Source organism: Bacillus sp. SJZ110, assembly GCF_006715455.1.
Classification (GTDB): Bacteria; Bacillota; Bacilli; order Bacillales; family Bacillaceae; genus Bacillus; species Bacillus subtilis.
Genome location: NZ_VFNF01000001.1, coordinates 682043 through 702328 on the forward strand (window position 1 = coordinate 682043; position 20286 = coordinate 702328).

21 protein-coding genes, 1 pseudogene and 1 other annotated feature (1 of these 23 running past the window's edge) are annotated in these 20286 nt (G+C 45.4%); of the genes and pseudogenes, 12 read left to right on the forward strand and 10 right to left on the reverse strand.

All coding sequences use genetic code 11. The features are described 5' to 3' along the window. Positions 1 to 15: 15 nt before the first annotated feature. The 7 genes from albA to albG are packed head-to-tail and all read left to right on the forward strand — an operon-like array spanning position 16 to position 6688. Positions 16 to 1362, forward strand: a complete 1347-nt coding sequence (gene albA / locus FB592_RS03415) for a subtilosin maturase AlbA (protein WP_120027587.1) — start codon at positions 16 to 18, stop codon at positions 1360 to 1362. 12 nt (positions 1363 to 1374) lie between these two features. Then, entirely contained in the window at positions 1375 to 1536 is a 162-nt protein-coding gene (gene albB, locus FB592_RS03420) for an antilisterial bacteriocin subtilosin biosynthesis protein AlbB (RefSeq protein ID WP_003222006.1), read from the forward strand. Then, the gene (locus FB592_RS03425) at positions 1533 to 2252 is read left to right on the forward strand and encodes an ABC transporter ATP-binding protein (protein ID WP_072175631.1); all 720 of its coding nucleotides are present in this window, start codon (positions 1533 to 1535) and stop codon (positions 2250 to 2252) included. Before albB ends, FB592_RS03425 begins: the two co-directional genes overlap by 4 nt. Continuing rightward, a complete protein-coding gene (gene albD, locus FB592_RS03430; RefSeq protein ID WP_141949269.1) occupies positions 2245 to 3555 on the forward strand; it encodes an antilisterial bacteriocin subtilosin biosynthesis protein AlbD in 1311 nt (436 codons plus the stop codon). The genes FB592_RS03425 and albD overlap by 8 nt, the downstream gene beginning before the upstream one ends. Continuing rightward, the gene (albE, locus tag FB592_RS03435; protein WP_072175642.1) at positions 3545 to 4705 is read left to right on the forward strand and encodes an antilisterial bacteriocin subtilosin biosynthesis protein AlbE; all 1161 of its coding nucleotides are present in this window, start codon (positions 3545 to 3547) and stop codon (positions 4703 to 4705) included. Before albD ends, albE begins: the two co-directional genes overlap by 11 nt. Before the next feature lie 4 nt (positions 4706 to 4709). Then, a complete protein-coding gene (locus tag FB592_RS03440; RefSeq protein ID WP_141949270.1) occupies positions 4710 to 5990 on the forward strand; it encodes a M16 family metallopeptidase in 1281 nt (426 codons plus the stop codon). After that, positions 5987 to 6688, forward strand: a complete 702-nt coding sequence (gene albG / locus FB592_RS03445; protein WP_021480840.1) for an antilisterial bacteriocin subtilosin biosynthesis protein AlbG — start codon at positions 5987 to 5989, stop codon at positions 6686 to 6688. Before FB592_RS03440 ends, albG begins: the two co-directional genes overlap by 4 nt. Positions 6689 to 6693: 5 nt before the next feature. On the opposite strand, the gene FB592_RS03450 is transcribed toward albG, so the two are convergent. The 3 genes from FB592_RS03450 to FB592_RS21245 are packed head-to-tail and all read right to left on the reverse strand — an operon-like array spanning position 6694 to position 9691. Next, complete coding sequence (locus FB592_RS03450; protein ID WP_141949271.1) at positions 6694 to 8070, reverse strand: YncE family protein; 1377 nt, start codon at positions 8068 to 8070, stop codon at positions 6694 to 6696. 38 nt (positions 8071 to 8108) lie between these two features. Continuing rightward, positions 8109 to 9464, reverse strand: a complete 1356-nt coding sequence (locus FB592_RS03455) for a YncE family protein (RefSeq protein WP_072175634.1) — start codon at positions 9462 to 9464, stop codon at positions 8109 to 8111. Continuing rightward, complete coding sequence (locus tag FB592_RS21245; RefSeq protein ID WP_072175635.1) at positions 9461 to 9691, reverse strand: hypothetical protein; 231 nt, start codon at positions 9689 to 9691, stop codon at positions 9461 to 9463. Before FB592_RS21245 ends, FB592_RS03455 begins: the two co-directional genes overlap by 4 nt. Before the next feature lie 2 nt (positions 9692 to 9693). Between FB592_RS21245 and rapF the strand changes: the two genes are divergently transcribed. The 3 genes and pseudogenes from rapF to FB592_RS03475 all read left to right on the forward strand — a co-directional run bounded on the left by rapF (position 9694) and on the right by FB592_RS03475 (position 11511). Then, positions 9694 to 10839, forward strand: a complete 1146-nt coding sequence (rapF, locus tag FB592_RS03465) for a response regulator aspartate phosphatase RapF (protein ID WP_038829812.1) — start codon at positions 9694 to 9696, stop codon at positions 10837 to 10839. Then, positions 10823 to 10942: a phosphatase RapF inhibitor PhrF gene (gene phrF, locus FB592_RS03470; protein WP_085185514.1), complete on the forward strand. Its 120-nt coding sequence runs from the start codon at positions 10823 to 10825 to the stop codon at positions 10940 to 10942. Before rapF ends, phrF begins: the two co-directional genes overlap by 17 nt. A gap of 97 nt (positions 10943 to 11039) precedes the next feature. Further along, positions 11040 to 11511: pseudogene (locus FB592_RS03475) on the forward strand (YbaK/EbsC family protein). Positions 11512 to 11541: 30 nt separating this feature from the next. Here FB592_RS03475 and speB read toward each other — a convergent pair. Together speB and speE are read right to left on the reverse strand one after the other, a co-directional pair. After that, positions 11542 to 12414: an agmatinase gene (speB, locus tag FB592_RS03480; RefSeq protein ID WP_003227545.1), complete on the reverse strand. Its 873-nt coding sequence runs from the start codon at positions 12412 to 12414 to the stop codon at positions 11542 to 11544. A 60-nt stretch (positions 12415 to 12474) separates the two neighbouring features. After that, positions 12475 to 13305: a spermidine synthase gene (gene speE / locus FB592_RS03485; RefSeq protein ID WP_003227543.1), complete on the reverse strand. Its 831-nt coding sequence runs from the start codon at positions 13303 to 13305 to the stop codon at positions 12475 to 12477. Between the two features lie 201 nt (positions 13306 to 13506). Between speE and FB592_RS03490 the strand changes: the two genes are divergently transcribed. Continuing rightward, positions 13507 to 15582: a transglycosylase domain-containing protein gene (locus tag FB592_RS03490; RefSeq protein ID WP_032727073.1), complete on the forward strand. Its 2076-nt coding sequence runs from the start codon at positions 13507 to 13509 to the stop codon at positions 15580 to 15582. 27 nt (positions 15583 to 15609) lie between these two features. Here the strand turns inward: FB592_RS03490 and FB592_RS03495 are convergent, their stop codons facing one another. From FB592_RS03495 to FB592_RS03505, 3 genes are all read right to left on the reverse strand, one after another. After that, positions 15610 to 16044, reverse strand: a complete 435-nt coding sequence (locus FB592_RS03495; RefSeq protein ID WP_032727075.1) for a hypothetical protein — start codon at positions 16042 to 16044, stop codon at positions 15610 to 15612. 138 nt (positions 16045 to 16182) lie between these two features. Then, a complete protein-coding gene (locus FB592_RS03500; RefSeq protein ID WP_032727077.1) occupies positions 16183 to 16701 on the reverse strand; it encodes a YwhD family protein in 519 nt (172 codons plus the stop codon). Between the two features lie 13 nt (positions 16702 to 16714). After that, positions 16715 to 17374, reverse strand: a complete 660-nt coding sequence (locus FB592_RS03505) for a site-2 protease family protein (RefSeq protein ID WP_003243167.1) — start codon at positions 17372 to 17374, stop codon at positions 16715 to 16717. Positions 17375 to 17482: 108 nt separating this feature from the next. Here FB592_RS03505 and FB592_RS03510 point away from each other — a divergent pair, with 108 nt between their 5' ends. Continuing rightward, positions 17483 to 17671, forward strand: coding sequence for a 2-hydroxymuconate tautomerase (locus tag FB592_RS03510; protein ID WP_003222038.1), 189 nt, complete (start codon positions 17483 to 17485; stop codon positions 17669 to 17671). A 42-nt stretch (positions 17672 to 17713) separates the two neighbouring features. On the opposite strand, the gene FB592_RS03515 is transcribed toward FB592_RS03510, so the two are convergent. After that, positions 17714 to 18133, reverse strand: a complete 420-nt coding sequence (locus tag FB592_RS03515; protein ID WP_021480847.1) for a MarR family transcriptional regulator — start codon at positions 18131 to 18133, stop codon at positions 17714 to 17716. 119 nt (positions 18134 to 18252) lie between these two features. Continuing rightward, entirely contained in the window at positions 18253 to 20169 is a 1917-nt protein-coding gene (gene thrS / locus FB592_RS03520; protein ID WP_032727078.1) for a threonine--tRNA ligase, read from the reverse strand. 53 nt (positions 20170 to 20222) lie between these two features. After that, positions 20223 to 20286: a binding site (T-box leader), on the reverse strand (it continues 158 nt past the right edge of the window).

Sequence of the window (20286 nt, forward strand, 5' to 3'; positions counted from 1 at the left end):
ATAGGGGATGGTATTTTGTTTATAGAGCAGATGTTTCCATTTATTAATGAAAGTGTAAGAGTTCACCAGCTTCCTGAGGGCGGCGTGTTAGAAATCGACTACTTGCGCGATAATGTCTCCATTTCTGACTTTGAGTATTTGGATCTCAACAAAACGGCTTACGAGCTCTGCATGCGCATGGATGGCCAAAAAACAGCTGAGCAGATTTTAGCTGAGCAATGTGCAGTGTATGATGAATCACCGGAAGACCATAAAGATTGGTATTACGACATGCTCAACATGCTCCAGAACAAGCAGGTTATTCAGCTTGGAAACCGGGCCAGCCGCCATACAATCACCACGAGCGGAAGCAATGAATTTCCGATGCCGCTCCACGCCACCTTTGAACTGACGCACCGCTGTAATTTGAAATGCGCCCACTGTTATTTGGAAAGCTCACCTGAAGCGCTCGGCACCGTGTCGATTGAGCAATTCAAAAAAACGGCTGATATGCTGTTTGATAACGGTGTATTGACATGCGAAATCACAGGCGGAGAAATTTTTGTCCATCCAAACGCCAATGAGATTCTTGACTATGTGTGTAAAAAGTTCAAAAAAGTCGCTGTCTTAACAAACGGAACACTCATGCGAAAAGAGAGTTTGGAGCTTTTGAAGGCTTACAAGCAAAAAATCATCGTCGGCATTTCTCTTGATAGTGTCAATTCTGAGGTCCATGACTCCTTTAGAGGGAGAAAAGGCTCTTTTGCCCAAACTTGTAAAACGATAAAATTGTTGAGTGACCACGGTATATTTGTCAGAGTCGCCATGTCTGTCTTCGAAAAAAACATGTGGGAAATCCACGATATGGCCCAAAAGGTTCGGGATCTCGGGGCGAAGGCGTTCTCTTACAATTGGGTTGACGATTTCGGAAGAGGCAGGGATATTGTCCATCCAACGAAAGACGCCGAGCAGCACCGCAAGTTTATGGAATACGAGCAAAATGTGATTGATGAGTTTAAAGATCTGATTCCGATTATTCCTTATGAGAGAAAACGCGCGGCAAATTGCGGCGCTGGCTGGAAGTCCATTGTGATCAGCCCGTTCGGCGAAGTACGTCCTTGCGCCCTCTTTCCAAAGGAATTTTCATTGGGAAATATTTTTCATGATTCCTATGAAAGCATCTTTAACTCCCCTCTCGTCCAGAAACTGTGGCAAGCGCAAGCGCCGCGGTTCAGCGAACATTGCATGAAAGACAAATGCCCGTTCAGCGGCTATTGCGGAGGCTGTTACTTAAAAGGGCTGAACTCTAACAAATATCACCGAAAAAACATTTGCTCTTGGGCGAAAAATGAACAATTAGAAGACGTGGTCCAGCTTATTTAGGAGGGAAACGATTTGTCACCAGCACAAAGAAGAATTTTACTGTATATCCTTTCATTTATCTTTGTCATCGGCGCAGTCGTCTATTTTGTCAAAAGCGATTATCTGTTTACGCTGATTTTCATTGCCATTGCCATTCTGTTCGGGATGCGCGCGCGGAAGGCTGACTCGCGATGAGCATTTTGGATATACACGATGTATCCGTTTGGTATGAACGGGACAACGTCATCTTAGAACAAGTGGATTTACATTTAGAAAAAGGCGCCGTTTACGGGTTGCTTGGGGTAAACGGCGCCGGAAAAACGACACTGATTAATACGCTGACAGGCGTGAACCGCAATTTCAGCGGGCGCTTTACACTGTGCGGAATTGAAGCGGAGGCCGGCATGCCGCAGAAAACATCAGATCAGCTGAAGACTCACCGTTACTTCGCCGCCGATTACCCGCTGCTATTTACAGAAATTACGGCGAAGGACTATGTGTCTTTCGTCCATTCGCTTTATCAAAAGGATTTTTCAGAGCAGCAGTTTGCCAGTTTGGCCGAGGCCTTTCATTTTTCGAAATACACCAACAGGAGAATTTCGGAGCTGTCCTTGGGGAACAGGCAAAAGGTTGTATTGATGACAGGCTTATTGCTGCGCGCTCCCCTGTTTATTTTGGATGAGCCGCTCGTCGGTTTGGATGTGGAATCGATAGAGGTTTTTTATCAGAAAATGCGCGAGTACTGTGAAGCAGGCGGGACCATTTTGTTTTCTTCTCATCTGCTCGATGTCGTGCAAAGATTTTGTGATTATGCGGCTATTCTTCACAACAAACAGATCCAAAAGGTCATTCCGATTGGAGAGGAGACCGATCTGCGGCGGGAATTTTTCGAGGTGATCGGCCATGAATAACATAATCCCCATCATGTCTTTGCTGTTCAAACAGCTTTACAGCCGGCAAGGGAAAAAGGACGCCATCCGCATTGCCGCAGGCCTTGTCATTCTGGCCGTGTTTGAAATCGGGCTGATCCGCCAGGCCGGCATTGATGAATCGGTGTTGCGCAAAACGTATATCATACTCGCGCTTCTTTTGATGAACACATATATGGTGTTTCTTTCCGTGACATCTCAATGGAAGGAATCTTATATGAAACTGAGCTGCCTGCTGCCGATTTCTTCACGGAGCTTTTGGCTCGCCCAGAGTGTCGTTTTGTTTGTCGATACCTGTTTGAGAAGAACTTTATTCTTTTTTATTTTACCGCTGTTCTTATTTGGAAACGGAACGCTGTCAGGGGCGCAAACATTGTTTTGGCTCGGCAGGTTTTCGTTTTTTACCGTTTACTCCATTATTTTCGGAGTTGTGCTAAGCAACCACTTCGTCAAAAAGAAGAACTTGATGTTTCTGCTGCATGCGGCGATATTCGCCTGTGTATGTCTCAGCGCCGCTTTGATGCCGGCCACCACGCTTCCGCTTTGCGCGGTTCATATGCTGTGGGCGGTGATCATTGACTTTCCTGTCTTTCTGCAGGCGCCTCCGCAGCAGGGCAAGATGCATTCATTTATGCGGCGATCTGAATTTTCGTTTTACAAAAGAGAGTGGAACCGATTTATCTCTTCTAAAGCGATGCTGTTAAATTACGCGGTAATGGCGGTATTCAGCGGCTTCTTTTCGTTCCAGATGATGAATACCGGCATCTTCAATCAGCAAGTGATTTATATCGTGATTTCCGCGCTTTTGCTCATCTGCTCGCCGATCGCCCTTTTGTACTCGATTGAAAAAAATGACCGGATGCTGCTCATCACGCTTCCGATCAAGCGGAAAATGATGTTTTGGGCGAAATATCGCTTTTATTCAGGCCTATTGGCAGGCGGATTTCTCCTTGTCGTGATGATTGTGGGTTTCATCAGCGGCCGTCCGATTTCAGTTCTCACTTTTTTGCAGTGTATTGAGTTGCTGCTGGCGGGAGCTTTTATCAGGTTAACTGCGGATGAAAAAAGGCCCTCCTTCAGCTGGCAGACGGAGCAGCAGCTATGGAGCGGTTTCTCAAAATATCGGTCTTATTTGTTTTGTCTTCCCCTATTCTTAGCCACATTAGCCGGCACCGCTGTATCCTTGGCGGTCATTCCGATAGCCGGTCTGGTCATAGTCTATTACCTGCAAAAACAGGATGGTGGTTTCTTTGATACAAGCAAAAGAGAACGGCTTGGAAGTTAACCTGCTGAAGACTCATCAATTTTCAACTATTTCAATCGCCGCGAGCTTTCTGAAACCGATCGAAAGCGCGGCGGAACCTGAGGAAGAAACAATTTATTTTTACGGCGCCGCCGCATACCTGAAGGAGCAAATCATTGACGCTTTTGGTTGTGCTGCCGGCAGCCGTTTCATGTACTCAGCGAATCTCTTTTTTGATCAGCAGCTGAAAACCTGCGGGACCCGTTTGATTCACCCATTATATAACGGGAATCTTCATGTTGACGCCCTGCTGAAAACTTTTGCAGACTTGTCTTTCCCTTCTTCTCTTTCATTCGAAGCAGTTGAAAAGGCCAGGAATGAGCTGCTGCTGAGAATCGAAAAGAAATTCACTGATCCTTTCTCCTACTCGGCGGCGCGCTTGGCTGAGGAGGTCTTCGGAAACCCGATGTACGGCACAGGCATGTTTGGCCGGAAAGACAGGATAAAGGCGATTCATCCTAAACGGTTTCTCGACGCAACGGACTTTATCGTTGATTTAGTGTCCCAACAAAAACAGCTGAACATATTGGGACAAGTACAAGCATGTGATGTTCGGGGACATGCCCCGCAAACGTCCGCTGTAACGTCCGGAAGAATACCCGTAAACCGGCATGTTTTTGAAACAGAGACACGCAGCGCTGCAGGTCCTTCCGTCTTGACACTCGGATTTGACTGCGGAGAGATGAAAGATGCCAGCGATTATATCAAAATACAGCTAATAGACGGATTACTGGGAAAGTACGGCCATTCCGCTTTATTCAAGCACTTCAGAGAGAAGGATCTGGCAGTCTATCACGTTATCACCCGTTACGATGTCATGAACAATTTGCTGCTTGTTTCAATATGCACAGATCAGCTTCATGAGATAGACATTCCCCCGCGCGTTTTGGAAGCTGTCTCAGCTTTTCATACAGATGAGCGGGAACTAGAACAGGCAAAGCAGTTTTTACGCAATGAATTGCTGCTGCAATTCGATTCTCCCGAAGGTCTATTGGCCTATATGGGGATCCTGCGCCGCTTCTCCTGCACGAAAGAAGCCTTGCTGGATGGCATCTCAGCGGTTACATGCCGTGATGTATTGCAATTCATAGCGACCATCAATTATATCGGAGCTCATGTAGTAAGGGGATGAAGAGATGGAAAAGAAAGCCTTTTTTCAACAACTGGATGAACGAACCGATATCAGATACACAGACAGCGGACTAAAAATATTCAGATTGAAATTCCCCCGCACCCACCTGCAGCTGTGCAATTTAAAAATCGATTTTGGAAGCCGGGATGTATGTATACGGGCAGAATCCGGTGATACACTGCTTCCGTATGGCACAGCGCATTTTTTAGAGCATCTTCTCTTCTGGCATAACGGCCGCAATCTGTACAGTGATTTTTTTGCGCATGGCGCGCTTTTAAACGCATTCACTACCTACACCGATACCAATTTCATGTTTACCTCATTACCGGATCGGCTCAGACAAACGATCCCCATCCTGCTTGATGCTTTATGGAACCACTCATTTGACAAGAAGATTGTCGCTCAGGAAAAAGCTGTGATTACAAGCGAAATTCAAACAGCACACCTTAACCATCAGCTCTCATATCATTATCAGCTGATCAGCATGCTTTCTCCCTCCTCACCAGCTGCCGTTTTCCCCGCAGGCAGAATCGAAGATATTGAGGCGCTGGACATCAATGATTTACAAAAAGCCTATAAGGCTGCCTACCAAGCCCATCGGATGACACTGTTTTTGATTGGGGGCTCAGAAAATACAGAAACGCTTTTGCCTCCTCACCTCCAGCTGGAAAAGCGTCCGGATTATCATGCTGAAAGAAAAATCATCCCGGCATGCCCTCCAGCCCTCTCACAAAAAATGGTGCTGGGTGATGAGGAGCGGATGGAGGATACCTGGACCGGATTACAGATCGGCGCACTTCCCGGGCAAAACGATCTGTTGTCGATAAAGCTTTATTGGGATATCGCGGCTCGTATTCTATTTCAATTAGATTCACCGTTTTTTCAAGAGATTCAGCAAACGTACCGTCTGGAAATCGATCGCTTGTCAGCCGAGACTTATATATATGAGGATGGCGGTTTCTTGATCCTTCACAGTCAAGGGACCCATTCTTCAGCTTATATCGATGTGGCTTCATACTATGTCACACAGAAGAAAGAACAGGTTGCCGCCTGGCTTCAATACGGCAAGGACTCTTTGACAGACGCGATCATTTATGACAGCGATTATGTGCGTAAATGCTTCGAGTGGGCAGCCGAGTGTGACAGGTGCGATTGCTCGTTTCTTGACATGTACCACATCATTCAAGATATGGATGCGCAGGTTTTCTTGTCTCTCATTGATGCAATGGCATCTTCTAACAAAGCGATCATTCACGTTTCTCAGAAAGAGGCGATCAGACAATGAAAAAAAACACTGTCTTTACCCTTTTATTGCTGCTTATAGGTATGGCGGCTTATTCCTTCGGCTGGGTTCAGGCCTTTGCCGAAGCCGCCGCCCAATATGTACAGATGATCAACAATGATGCTGTGCGGCTCGGACTGCTGGCTTGTACCGCTGCCCTCCTGATGCTGCCTGCTTTTCTCTATCTTCATTATGTCACCCAATCCGTGAAAAACATGACAGCAGCTTTTCAGAAACTCACACAGTCTCATCAAAGCTGCTGTGACTTTCAGCAACACAACTTGTGCAGCCGATATGCAGAAGACGTCAAATCGCTGCGTGACAGCTATAAAAACGTCCGCCAAACATACGTGATGGCTGCCGTGTTGTGCCAAGTCTTCATATTCGGCTGCATGTTCGAAATCGTTAAAGCCGTCCCTTTCCGCCTTCACACGCCCCCTGCCTTTTCAATGGGACTTGCGATGCTACTGATCCTGTATTTATTGTTTTGCATGCGAACGTATTTGCGGCAGCTTTTCCGGCACGGCAGCCTGTTCAGAAAAGTGTTTGCGGGAGTGCTGGCAGCAGCCGGGATTTGGTGGATGCTCAGTTTCTCTATAAGTGAACTGCTGTTTCTGATTATCCTGGCTGCCATTCAGCAAATCGGATCATTTATTTATAAACGATTCTCTTATCGCAGCACCGCTTCTCTTGATCTATAAAATAGCTACATCGCAATCGCAGACGGACCCGCGCCAACCGGAATCACCGTCACGGCTGTATAATCACTTGTGCGGTACACGGTCACAGCATTGTCGTTGGGCTGTGCCGCATAAATATACTGTTTGTCCGGCGTTACGGCGAGGTCAAAAGCGCCGGGGAGAGACACGTTTGCAATGATCCTCTGTCTGGCCGTATTAACTACATATAAGTTATTAATGAGAAACGGTTCACTATATGGCTCTAGAAAATAAGCTCTAGTACTATCGAGAGAAAATACAATCGTCCTCAGCGTTTCAAATAAACGGCTGAAGTCCCCTCCCCTGCTTAATGGTGACAAACTAATCTCCGTTACACCTTTCGGCCACAGCTCACCATTCAATACGTACGCAAAATTTCCAGCGTAAGGAGTTGCAATTAAACTGGGAAATTCAAATGTATCTATGATACTTTCTACCAACTGCCCAGTATTTACATCATATTTATCAACCGACCAACTGCTTCCATTAGCGGTATAGACATACTGTCCATTCGGATCAAGAGCAAAGTCTAAAGCGCCGGGTATCGGAATGACATCAATGACCGATTGAGAGGCCGTGTTAATCACATATATAGATCCGGCGGCCATCACGTATGCGAACTCATCTGTTGGATCAAATTCGATTTTTCTCGGCCCTCCTCCAACAGTAATGGTATTTATGATAGTTAATGTTTTATTATCAATCACTGAAACAAGGTTGGTATTTCCATGGAGGATATACGTGAATGCTTTATCGAAAGTAACGCCTAGATTAGTTGGCACAGCAGAAAACGGGATTGTTTTTACAACAGTGTTTAAATCTGCATCAATGACCGAAACCGTGCTGTCTCCAGTATTGGCAGTAAACACATATGATTGAGGGTCTGGCGATGGCGGTAAAACAAGTGTCCCGGCCACCGTAAGCGGACTGCCGTAGAAAGGCGGTACAATGAGAAGATCTTCCACTATCATTTGACTAAAATCAGGACAGCGGTCAGACTGTGCTGCATAATAAACAACTTGATCAATCTCTTCGGTATGAATCACCGAAACAGCCCCGTCTCCTTGTCCATATTGATTTCGTACAGGCGACACACTGACAAGAAGCGTAATGGTCCCTTGTACTCTCACGGCATATCGAACACCGATATCTTCTGGTTCCGGCCCAGTCTGGATTAAGCAAGGCTCACTGATACAGGACAAATTGTCTGTACTCCATGTAACAGCCGCTGACGCTTCTGCCGAATCAACCTTGAAGCCCTCAGGGATATCTATCGGCACTTGAAACGGCGCTTCCCGGCTAATTTCCTCATCACAAAAACAGAAACAATTTTCCTGTAAAGCAGAAAGATCATTCTTTTTCATGATTTCACGTCCTTTTAGAAATGCACAACATGCAGCGGTTAAATCGTAATGGCACCCGGTGAAACCCCAAGAGATATCACAGTTTCCTCAGAATAATCATCTGTGTTGTAAACAATGATGCTCTGCTCTATAAAACGAGTTGCATACAGAAAATCGCCATTCGGGGTAAACGCATAGTCTGTTGCTGATTGCGGAAGATTTCCAATTACACCTGCTCCATTCGGACTGACAGAATATAAATTGCCAGTGAAGCTGTCATGTAAATACACCTCTGATCCACTCGTAAACATTACATATAGCCCGTCAGGCTCCAGCTCTTGGGTATCCCTGATCGTAAACGTATTTAAATCAATAACCGTCAAATAATTGAATAAGAATTCTTGTTCTAATACATACGCATACCGCTCCGTAGAATCTGTTTCTATGGATGATACGATAAGCTCTCGTTCAATCGTTCCTAAGACTTCACCGGTAGATAAGTCCACTTTTTGCACTAACCCAAAATTAAGAACATAGGCGAACAACCCATTGGGGTCAATTGCAATATCAAAACCTTCTACAGGAATAGACCTCTCAACAGTCAACGTATCAATTCCAATCACATAAATGGCAGTACCGGCGAAAACATAAGCAAACTCATGATTAGGGATAAATCTAATCAATCGAGGCGGCTGATCCAGCAATATAGTTGCTGTCACTGTTAATGTGTCATAATCGATGACAGAAATCACATTATTGTTGGGATGTAAGACAAACACAGCGCTTTTATCTGGCGTAATTTCAATACCTGCCGGATTGTACGGAAGAGCAATCGTTGTCACAACAGTATGGGTGTTTGTATCAATCACAGAAACTGATTGATCATTTGGATTCGCTGTAAACGCGTAGACGGGTTCCGGCTCCGGTACAAGCACAATCGTCCCCGTCACCGATAAAGGACTGCCGTAAAACGGCGGAACAACAACAAGGTTCTCAATCGTGATGTCACTGATATCCGGGCAATCATCCGGTTCATCGGAATAATAGACGACTTGATCGATTTCTGCATTGTGAATGACGGAAACAGCCCCGTCCCCTTGTCCATATTGATTTCGCACAGGTGAGACACTGACGAGTAGCGTAACGGTTCCCTGCAGGCGCACTGCAAATTGAACACCGACCTCATCAGGCTCTGGCCCCGTTTGAATTAAGCAACGGTCACTGACACAAGAAAGGCTGTCTGCATTCCACGTCACGTTTGCAACAGCTTCAGCCGGATCAACGACAAATCCTTCAGGTAATTCAATCGGCGCTTGAAACATGGCTTCTCGGCTTACTTCTCCCTCACAAAAACATAAGCACTCTTCTTGTTCTGCTCCTGCTTTTTCTTTAAAGGAAAGCTTATTTTTTCTCATTCCTTCACTTCCTTTTCAGACATACACTGCTCACGCAGATATAACAGAATATGGAAGAATAACGTGTTTGCTTGTACAAATTGCTGAGGGTAAACGCTTCTTTTTGAAAATATATCTCCAAACATGCGGTGTAACGAAAGAAAAAATTGCGGTTTTTTTGCGCTTCTCACAAGAATGTTGATGATAAAATATGACATATATAGAATTATGAAGGGAGGGATTTGCAAACGTGACAGGTGTCATATCTTCTTCTTCCATCGGAGAAAAGATTAACGAATGGTATATGTACATACGCCGATTCAGCATACCCGATGCAGAATATTTGCGACGAGAAATCAAGCAAGAGCTGGATCAAATGGAAGAAGATCAAGACCTTCATTTGTACTATTCACTGATGGAGTTTCGGCACAACCTAATGCTTGAATACCTTGAACCGTTAGAAAAAATGAGGATTGAGGAACAGCCGAGACTGTCTGATCTGCTGCTTGAGATTGATAAAAAACAGGCTCGTTTAACTGGTCTGCTTGAGTACTATTTTAATTTCTTCAGAGGCATGTATGAGCTGGACCAGCGGGAATATCTGTCGGCTATTAAATTTTTCAAAAAGGCCGAAAGCAAGCTGATATTCGTTAAGGATCGGATAGAGAAAGCTGAGTTTTTCTTTAAGATGTCTGAATCTTATTACTATATGAAACAAACGTATTTTTCAATGGACTATGCACGGCAAGCATATGAAATATACAAAGAACATGAAGCTTATAATATAAGATTGCTGCAGTGTCATTCTTTATTTGCCACCAATTTTTTAGATTTAAAACAGTATGAGGATGCCATCTCACATTTTCAAAAAGCTTATTCTATGGCAGAAGCTGAAAAGCAGCCCCAATTAATGGGGAGAACTTTGTACAATATCGGGCTTTGTAAAAACAGCCAAAGCCAATATGAGGATGCCATACCTTATTTCAAAAGAGCAATAGCTGTTTTTGAAGAATCAAATATTCTTCCTTCCTTACCTCAAGCGTATTTTTTAATTACACAGATCCATTATAAATTAGGAAAAATGGATAAAGCTCATGAATATCATAGTAAGGGAATGGCTTATTCACAAAAGGCCGGAGATGTAATATATTTATCAGAGTTTGAATTTTTGAAATCTTTATACTTATCAGGCCCGGATGAAGAAGCAATTCAAGGATTTTTTAATTTTCTCGAAAGTAAAATGTTGTATGCTGATCTTGAAGATTTCGCTATTGATGTGGCAAAATATTATCATGAACGTAAAAATTTTCAAAAAGCTTCTGCTTATTTTTTGAAGGTGGAACAAGTAAGGCAACTTATTCAAGGAGGAGTGAGTTTGTATGAAATTGAAGTCTAAACTATTACTCTTTTGTCTGGCTCTAAGCACTGTGTTCGTGGCAACAACTATTGCAAATGCACCTACACACCAAATTGAAGTTGCACAACGAGGAATGATTTAACCGCCGTCCATCGGCGGTTTTTTTGTCCCCTCTTTACCCAGTCTCCCAATCCATTCTATGATTTTTTCAATAATCTTAAAAATAGTGGAAATGCAGCATGTCTCTAAAAAGTGTGAGAACCCACTTTACTCAATGGAATCGAGAAAATGATGTGACGGAGTTCGAAACGTCGAGTGCGACCGTTGAACAGGCAGCTGAGACAATCGGCGTAAGCCTGTCTAGAATCGCCAAGTCCCTGTCCTTAGAGGGGAAGGAGATCAGGTGATTCTGATTGTGGCAGCGGCGATGCCAAGATCGACAACAAAAAGTCCAGGCAAACATTTGGCTTTAAAGCAAGAATGCTCTCTCCTAATGAGGTGCTGGAGCAGACAGGCCATGAAATTGGAGGAGTTTGCCCATTTGGATTGGCTCATGATCCTGAGGTTTATCTTGATGTATCGCTGAAACGGTTTCAGACTGTTTTCCCCGCATGCGGCAGCAGAAACTCCGCTATTGAATTAACACCGAAAGAATTATCCGAATTTTCTTTCTCAAAAGTGTGGATTGATGTTTGTAAAGACTGGGAATAAAAAACATCCAGACATCGTCTGGATGTTTACTTATTTCACAAACCCAAGCAGCATTTCACGGATGATTTTGCTGGCTGTGTTTGCCGTTTGCTCTGAGTGGTCATACACCGGTGCGACTTCCACTAAATCAGCGCCCTTTACGTTTACCTCTGAACGCGCAATTTCATGGACGGATGCAAGCAGTTCTTTAGACGTGATGCCGCCGGCGTCAACCGTTCCTGTACCCGGTGCGTGTGCAGGGTCTAATACGTCAATGTCAATTGTGACATAAACCGGACGGCCCGCCAGCTTCGGAAGCACCTCTTTCAGCGGTTCAAGCACTTCAAATTTTGAGATGTGCATGCCGTTTTCCTTCGCCCATTCAAACTCTTCTTTCATGCCGGAACGGATTCCGAATGAATACACATTGTGCGGTCCGATCAATTCTGCCGCCTTACGGATCGGCGTGGAGTGAGAAAGCGGTTCTCCCTCATAATCAACACGAAGATCTGTATGTGCGTCAAAATGGATAATCGCAAGGTCTGGGTATTTCTTGTACATCGCTTTAATGACAGGCCATGACACGAGGTGCTCTCCCCCCATACCCATTGGGAACTTCCCTTTTTCTAAAATGCTATCCACGTACTCCTCAATCATATCCAGGCTTCGCTGCGGATTTCCGAACGGCAGCGGAATGTCGCCGGCGTCAAAGAAGTTCAAGTCAGCCAGATCGCGGTCTAAATATGGGCTGTATTCCTCAAGGCCGATTGACACCTCACGGATTCTGCTTGGACCAAAGCGTGAGCCCGGGCGATAGCTGACTGTCCAGTCCATCGGCATGCCGTAAAGAATGGCGTCCGCCTCTTCCCACTCGGGACGGCTCGCGATAAATACTTTTCCTGAATAAGCTTCATCAAATCTCATCTATAATACCCTCGCTTTCCTGTAAAAAAGCGCAAGATTCGCTCCTGCGCCATACCTTCATTATTTAATCAGGTCACTCACAAATTTCGGCAGAACAAACGCCGCTTTATGAATATCTTTTGTGTAATATTTCGTCTCAATATCGAAGAAACGGCTGTCTTCCACTGCAAGCGGATCATATTTTTTCGAGCCAATTGTAAATGTCCACAAACCGCTCGGATATGTCGGAATGTTCGCCGTATACAGCTTCGTAATCGGGAAGATTTCCTTCACGTCGCGCTGTACATTTGTGATTAATTCCGGTGTAAACCATGGGTTGTCCGTCTGTGCGACAAAAATGCCGTCTTCTTTCAGCGCTTTAGCGATTCCTGCGTAGAATCCTTTTGTAAACAGGTTTACAGCCGGTCCGACTGGTTCAGTCGAATCTACCATGATGACGTCATATTGATTTTCAGATTTTGCAATGTGCATAAATCCGTCATCTACCTGCACGTCAACGCGCGGATCATCCAGTTTGCCTGCGATAGAAGGAAGGAACTTTTTAGAGTATTCGATAACCTTGCCGTCAATATCTACAAGTGTCGCTTTTTTCACGCTTGGGTGCTTCAGGATTTCTCTGATAACGCCGCCGTCACCACCGCCGACTACGAGAACGTGCTCCGGATTTGGGTGCGTGAATAATGGGACATGCGCCACCATTTCGTGATAAACGAATTCGTCTTTTTCAGATGTCATCACCATGCCGTCCAAAAAAAGCATGTTGCCGAACTCTTCTGTTTCCACCATTTCTAAATGCTGAAACTCCGTTTGTTCTGTATGTAACGTCTTGTTAACCTTCATCGTAATGCCAAAGTTTTTCGTCTGCTTCTCTGTGTACCAAAGTTCGCTCAATTGTCATCTCCCTTTCGAGGCTGTATTCATTTATTGTAAGCGTCTTATCAGCTTTTATTCTCGGTTGAAATCTCATTTTCACCTAAGGAAAAAGTATAGAGGATGGCGGGGAAAAAGTAAAGATGCGTCCTGTTCTGCGATGTTTAAAAACGATCTTTTTTTCTCATAATAGTAGAAACATAAAAAAAGGGGGAACCCGTTGTGGATGCAATGACAAATAAACGGCTGAGACTGACGCTGAAAACCGTTCGCGCCTTTATCTTTTTAGGGACTTTTGCGGCCTTGGCGGCAGCTGCCGTGTTTATGACTGTCATTTTGATAGCCAAATACCAGGGCGCTCCCTCGGTGCAAGTGCCGCAATCCACGATTTTGTATGCGAGTGACGGCTCAAAGCTCGGGGAAACGAACTACGGCGAAAAGCGCTATTGGATCCCCTTAAAGGACATGAATCCGACGATCGTAAAAGCGACAGTGGCGATTGAAGACCAGAATTTCTACGATCATCACGGCTTTGATTATAAACGCATGGCCGGCGCGGCGCTTGCTGACCTGAAAGCATTTGCCAAGGTTCAGGGTGCAAGCACCATCACCCAGCAATATGCGAGAAACTTATACCTTGAACACGACAAAACGTGGAAACGGAAATGGAATGAGGCGTTCTATACGATCCGTCTGGAACAAAACTATTCTAAGGACGAGATATTAGAAGGCTATTTAAATACGATTTACTACGGACACGGCGCCTACGGCATTGAAGCAGCTTCCCGCCTGTATTTCGGCAAGCATGCCAAAAACCTGACGGATGCGGAGGCGGCGCTTTTGGCAGGTATCCCGAAAGGCCCTTCCGGCTATTCACCGTATGTCAATGAGACGAAGGCCAAGGAACGCCAGAAAACGATTGTGCGGATGATGGAAAAGCAGCAGATGATCAGCCAAAAGAAAGCGGATGAATTGATCAAGGAACCTCTTTCCTATCAGCCTTTGAATAAACAAGTTTCCAAGAGAAAGGCTCCTTATTTCTACGACAATGCGATGAGAGAGCTGGAGAAAAAGCTCGGCATGACACGGGAGCAAATTGAAACGAGCGGGTTAAACGTCTATACAACGGTAGATAAACGGATGCAGCGCATCGCCGAGGAGACCATTACCGAAACGGTTAACGCGGGCTCTGACATTCAAGTCGGGTTTTCAGCCATTGATCCCCGCACCGGAAACGTTCTCGCCCTTGTCGGCGGCAGGGATTATCAAAAAAGCCCATTTGACCGGACGACACAGGCGAAGCGCCAGCCTGCTTCGACGATCAAGCCGTTGCTGTACTATAAAGCGATTCAGAGCGGATTTACGCCAGTCACTTTGATGAAAAGCGAAGAAACCGAGTTTCAAATTGATGCAAAGGGAGAAACCTATTCTCCAAGCAACTATAACGGATACTATGCCAACAAGCCGATTACGCTTCTGCAGGCGCTGGCGCTTTCCGACAATATTTACGCTGTGAAAACGCATCTTTTTCTCGGCACGAACAAACTTGTAAAGACGGCAAAGGAATTCGGCATTACCGCCCAACTTCAAGCACTGCCGTCCCTGGCACTCGGCACCGAACCCGTACGTCCGATTGAGATGGTCAACGCCTATGCCATGCTCGCAAATGGCGGAAAGAAAATCGAACCGACTTTTATTTCAAGAGTAACGGACGCAGCCGGCCACGTGCTGTACGAAAACCCGAATCAGCATAAACAGGTGCTTGATGAAAAAGCCGCTTTTGTCACAGCGAGTATGATGACAGGCATGTTTGATACCGATTTAAATGGATATACGTCGGTTACGGGGCGAACGATAGCCAACCGCCTGACAAGAACGTATGCCGGAAAATCAGGAACCACCAGCGCAGACAGCTGGATGATCGGCTTCAATCCGAAGCTGGCCGCCGGTGTTTGGACCGGCTATGACAAAAACAGCACCATCGACTCGGTCGAAGAAAAAAGCTATGCTAAAACCATTTGGGCGGACTTCATGGAGGACGCGCTCAAAGGCGAACCGGAAACCGCGTTCAAGCCACCAAAAGGCGTAACCGGTGTGTACATTGATCCGGAAACAGGCTACTCATCAGGTCCCGGCTGCGCCGCTAAGCATTACACATATTTTGTGAAAGGGACAGAACCCGCAAACGTGTGCTACGGGGCAGAACCCGCAAAACAAACAAAAGACCGGCTTCCATCCAAAGAAAAGCCCGCTTCCGAGAAAAAGTGGTGGGACAAATGGCTGGGGCGACATCATTGAAAATAACCCGGCTCCTCGGAGGCCGGGTTATTCGTATGGTTGGTCAATGACCCATGGAAGAAGCGTAACACAATCGAGCTGAATAATTGGTTTTGGAAAACCCTTAGGAATGTAAATTTGGTGTTGCGGCACTGAAAATGAAATATGCCACGAGAAATCAATCTTTTTCGGATTCCATTCTTGTTTTCCTTCAACAATACGGCCTACTATAAAATAACTCGCTATATAAAAGTGCAGATGATCTTTTACCCCATGATAATTTATATCTGTGCATTTGGACGGAATGAGGCCGAAACTTTCTAATACTTGTGCTTTTTGGACTGGCAGTTCATTCACTGCCTCGTAATAGTTAAGACAGTTACCGCATTCACACATATCCTCTATATCTTTCTCATATTGCTTTCTCGTTTCTTCCACGTCGGCTTTTATCAACCAATCGCCGACTCGAATGGTTTCGAACATCATATCCCCCTAAAAATGAAAAACCCCGAGTCTTGTTTCGGCTCGGGATTTTCCATGTCCTATTTCTGTATCACCAGTTTACTCAATGTTTATGAAAAATATCTCAAATACTTTAAAAATTCACAGAAAATTCATAAATTAATTGTTTTCCGGAAGCAGGCTCTTTTTTAACTCATCTGAGGAACGGTCCCATAGGCCCTGATCATGCTTTTTCAGAAATTCGCCTAGTACACGCTTCGAGCTGTCGTCCATTTTATCAACGATGATTTTCCGTTTCATGGATTTATCCATCAAATTCACATGCTCAGGCAGCGACTTGTAGCCTCTTCTGATACTTCTGTCGACCGTCATTTCACAGGCTGTCACACCAGCGTAATAAGGCCCCTCTTCTTTTCTGTCAATCGTTACCCACACAAGCCAGTATGGTTTTCCGTTCGGCACTTCTTCTTTATTCGGGAGAAATTTAATTCCTTTTTCAACGGTGCTGCGGGCATGCATGGCGCCGATGTCTACGAACGCTTCTTTTTCTTCTACATCAACGAATACGGGAGAAATGTTATCAAGGCTGAGTGCCCCTACGCCAAAACCGCCGTGTCCGTCTGTCGGATCACTTTTGATAATATTAAACCCGATTGATTTTTTCTTTTTTTCTTCCATGAAGTTCTACCTCCTACAAAAGCGGTTGAAATATCGCTGAAAACAGCTTTAAAATCGAATCTCTTCCTGCATTGAGCATCGGCCACAGCACGTAAGATCCTAGCGGTGTCACAAACAGCACCAAAAATACGATAAAGCCGTAGCTCTCCGCCTGCGTCATTTTGGCACGCACGCCCGGCGGAACGAGATCTTCTATAATTCGATAGCCATCGAGCGGAGGAAGCGGCAGCAGATTAAATAAAAACAAGACAAGATTCAGCTGTATCCAAATAGAAAAAAACTGATCCAGCCCCGTGCTGAACGCCGCAAGCATTTCCATTCCGTACGCATGCATCAACACTAACAAAAAGAAACCAATAAACGCAAGAATCAGGTTACTGACGGGCCCGGCTATAGATACGAGCACACCGGCAAGCCGAGGCTTCTTAAAGAAGCGTCTATTCACGGGAATGGGGCGCGCCCACCCGAAGCCGGCCACCAAAATCAAAATGGTTCCGAACGGATCAAGGTGTTTAATGGGATTCAGCGTCAGTCTTCCTTGTTTTTTCGCCGTATCGTCACCGAATTTGTATGCGACATAAGCGTGGGCAAGCTCGTGCATCGTAAACGACACAATTAGCGTGATGACGAGGTATGGCATTAAAGATAACGGATAATATAAAAAACGGTCCAAGTGAGATATCCCTCTTTCTCAAAATGCAAGAATTTACTTTATTCAGTATACTATAAGAAGCCTCTTTTTCTAAAGAGAGGAAACGAGATAAAGGAGGATTCAGCACCCATGCCATACGTAACTGTCAAAATGCTCGAAGGCCGTACAGACGAGCAAAAACGCAATCTTGTCGAGAAAGTAACAGAAGCCGTAAAGGAAACAACCGGTGCTTCTGAAGAAAAAATTGTTGTCTTTATAGAAGAAATGAGAAAAGACCATTATGCCGTCGCAGGCAAACGCCTGAGCGATATGGAATAATCTCTATAAAGCCGGCGCTTCGCGCACCGGCTTTTATTATCCCTATTGAGCCAGCTTCGCAATAATCGCCAAGAACGTCTTTTTCTCTTCGGCTGTTAAACGTTTAAACATGCCGTCAATCAGCTGCTGGCGGTTTTCGATCATTTGTTCAGCCGCTCCCCGGCCCGATTCAGAAAGCGTAATCCATACAGTGCGGCGGTCATTATTATTTCTGGATCTCTCAATAAACCCTTCCTGCTCTAAATGATTCAGAGCTGTGGTCGTGGCAGAGGGAGACAGTGTGACCTCCTTCAAAATATCCTTTATGGTGCAGCTCCCATGTCTGTATATGATCCGCAGAATAAACCCTCTTACATTATTCACGTGTTTCGGAACGGTGGCTTCATCTAATTGCTTCGTGCTTTTCAAATATTTTGTAAGTGCGTGATCCAGCAAATTTGCTTCCAGTTTGTCATGGTCCATGTCAATTTCCCCATTTCGAGATGCATTCATAACATACGAACGATATGATTTACTTATTATTTTACTGATTCCGAATAGGGAAAGTCAAAAAAGCAAAATATGAATTCACAGCTTTTATCCTACATGCCTCGATTTTCCACCTGTTTCACAAGCTCATCTTTAAATGTCTGAAAAGGAACTTGTTCATTCTGCTGATATCCGAATTGGCGGACGTTTACCGCATCCTCCTGCTCCTCATGATCTCCAAGCACCAGCACGTACGGAATTTTTTGCACCTGCGATTCTCTGATTTTATAGCCCAGCTTCTCATTGCGCTCATCAATGCCGGCTCTTATCCCCGCCTGCTTCAGCTCCGCCTGCACCTTTCTGCAATAGTCTAAGTGAACGTGCGAAACCGGTATGATTTGAACCTGGATCGGTGCGAGCCAGACTGGAAAAGCCCCGCCGTAATGCTCGATCAAAATGCCGAAGAAACGGTCGATTGAGCCGAAAACCGCTCTGTGGATGACAACGGGACGAACCTTCTCATTGAGTTCGTTGATATATGTTAAATCAAATTTTTCCGGCATTTGAAAATCAAGCTGAATTGTCGCGCATTGGTGGCTCCGTTTCAGGGCATCTTTTATGTGGAAATCAATTTTCGGCCCGTAAAACGCCCCATCGCCTTCATTGATCTCATAAGAGAGGCCAAGCTCCTCAAGGACGCGTGCTAAGGCACGTTCCGACGCTTCCCAAAGGCTGTCATCGCCTAATGAATCCTCCGGGCGAGTCGAAAGCTCAACAGAATACTCGAAACCAAATGTCCGATATACCTCATCAATCAGCCGAATCGCTTCTTTGATCTCACTCTCAATCTGATCCTCCCGAACGAAAATATGGGCGTCATCCTGACAGAACGTCCGAACGCGAAGCATTCCGTTTAAAGCGCCGCTGTATTCATGGCGGTGCACCTGTCCGAATTCCGCCATGCGAATTGGCAGATCCCGATAAGAATACAGGCTGTTTTTAAAAATGAGCATGTGGCCGGGGCAATTCATCGGCTTCATTGCGAATCTTGTATCATCCACTTCTGAAAAGTACATATTGTCGCGATAATGGTCCCAATGGCCTGACTGCTCCCATAACCGCTGATTCATCATAAACGGCGTACGCACCTCATCGTAGCCGGCATTTGTTTGCAGCTCACGCGAGAAGCGCTCCAGCTCATTACGGACAATCTGCCCTTTCGGCAAATAAAACGGCATCCCCGGCGCTTCTTCAGAAAACATAAACAGCCCTAACTGTTTGCCGAGCTTGCGATGGTCTCGTTTTGCCGCTTCTTCCAGCATATGCAGGTGCGCATCCAAATCTTTTTTCTTTTGAAAGGCAACCCCGTACACCCGCTGCAGGACTTCATTTTTGCTGTCTCCGCGCCAATAAGCGCCTGATACTCTTGTCAGTTTGAACGCCTTGATCATCCCTGTAGAAGGAAGATGCGGCCCTCGGCACAGGTCAACGAATTCCCCTTGCTGGTACAGTGTGATATCCTCCCCGCGCGGAATATCCTTTAAAATCTCAAGCTTGAACCGCTCGTCTTTTTGTGCAAACAGCTCTTCAGCTTCTTCGTAAGAAACCTCTATACGTTTGATTTCAAGGTTCTCATTTATTATGTTTTTCATTTCTTTTTCGATGGCCTCTAAGTCTCCTGATGCCAAGCTTTTCCCCAGCTTCATGTCATAGTAGAAGCCGTCTTCAATCACAGGCCCTACCCCCAATGACACTTCGCCGTACAGCCGTTTTACTGCTTGGGCCAGCACGTGCGCTGTTGTGTGGCGAAGCACCTGCAAGCCTTCTTGTGAATCGAGTGTGACAATCGAAAGCTCAGCATCCTCCTCCAGCTTGAAACTGAGATCAACAAGCTTGCCGTTGACCTGACCTGCGGCCGCCTTCTTTTGCAGACTGGAACTGATAGAACCAGCCGCTTCTTTGATTGTGATGCCTTTCGGATATTCCTGGATCTGTCCGTCCGGAAGCTGAATGTGTACATGTTTACTCATTTTAGAACACTCCTTATTCATTGTTATATATAAAAAAACACACCCGTCCCGCAGATAGGGACGAGTGTGTGATTAACCCGTGGTTCCACCCAAGTTCCCGACAAATACTATGTTGTC

Bases quoted from the DNA above. Each gene is read 5' to 3' on its own strand.
- FB592_RS03425 (WP_072175631.1), top strand. From the start codon at position 1,533: ATGAGCATTTTGGATATACACGATGTATCCGTTTGGTATGAACGGGAC.
- albD (WP_141949269.1), top strand. From the start codon at position 2,245: ATGAATAACATAATCCCCATCATGTCTTTGCTGTTCAAACAGCTTTAC.
- FB592_RS03440 (WP_141949270.1), top strand. From the start codon at position 4,710: ATGGAAAAGAAAGCCTTTTTTCAACAACTGGATGAACGAACCGATATC.
- albG (WP_021480840.1), top strand. From the start codon at position 5,987: ATGAAAAAAAACACTGTCTTTACCCTTTTATTGCTGCTTATAGGTATG.
- FB592_RS03450 (WP_141949271.1), bottom strand. From the start codon at position 8,070: ATGAAAAAGAATGATCTTTCTGCTTTACAGGAAAATTGTTTCTGTTTT.
- FB592_RS03455 (WP_072175634.1), bottom strand. From the start codon at position 9,464: ATGAGAAAAAATAAGCTTTCCTTTAAAGAAAAAGCAGGAGCAGAACAA.
- phrF (WP_085185514.1), top strand. From the start codon at position 10,823: ATGAAATTGAAGTCTAAACTATTACTCTTTTGTCTGGCTCTAAGCACT.
- speB (WP_003227545.1), bottom strand. From the start codon at position 12,414: ATGAGATTTGATGAAGCTTATTCAGGAAAAGTATTTATCGCGAGCCGT.
- FB592_RS03495 (WP_032727075.1), bottom strand. From the start codon at position 16,044: ATGTTCGAAACCATTCGAGTCGGCGATTGGTTGATAAAAGCCGACGTG.
- FB592_RS03500 (WP_032727077.1), bottom strand. From the start codon at position 16,701: ATGGAAGAAAAAAAGAAAAAATCAATCGGGTTTAATATTATCAAAAGT.
- FB592_RS03510 (WP_003222038.1), top strand. From the start codon at position 17,483: ATGCCATACGTAACTGTCAAAATGCTCGAAGGCCGTACAGACGAGCAA.
- FB592_RS03515 (WP_021480847.1), bottom strand. From the start codon at position 18,133: ATGGACCATGACAAACTGGAAGCAAATTTGCTGGATCACGCACTTACA.
- thrS (WP_032727078.1), bottom strand. From the start codon at position 20,169: ATGAGTAAACATGTACACATTCAGCTTCCGGACGGACAGATCCAGGAA.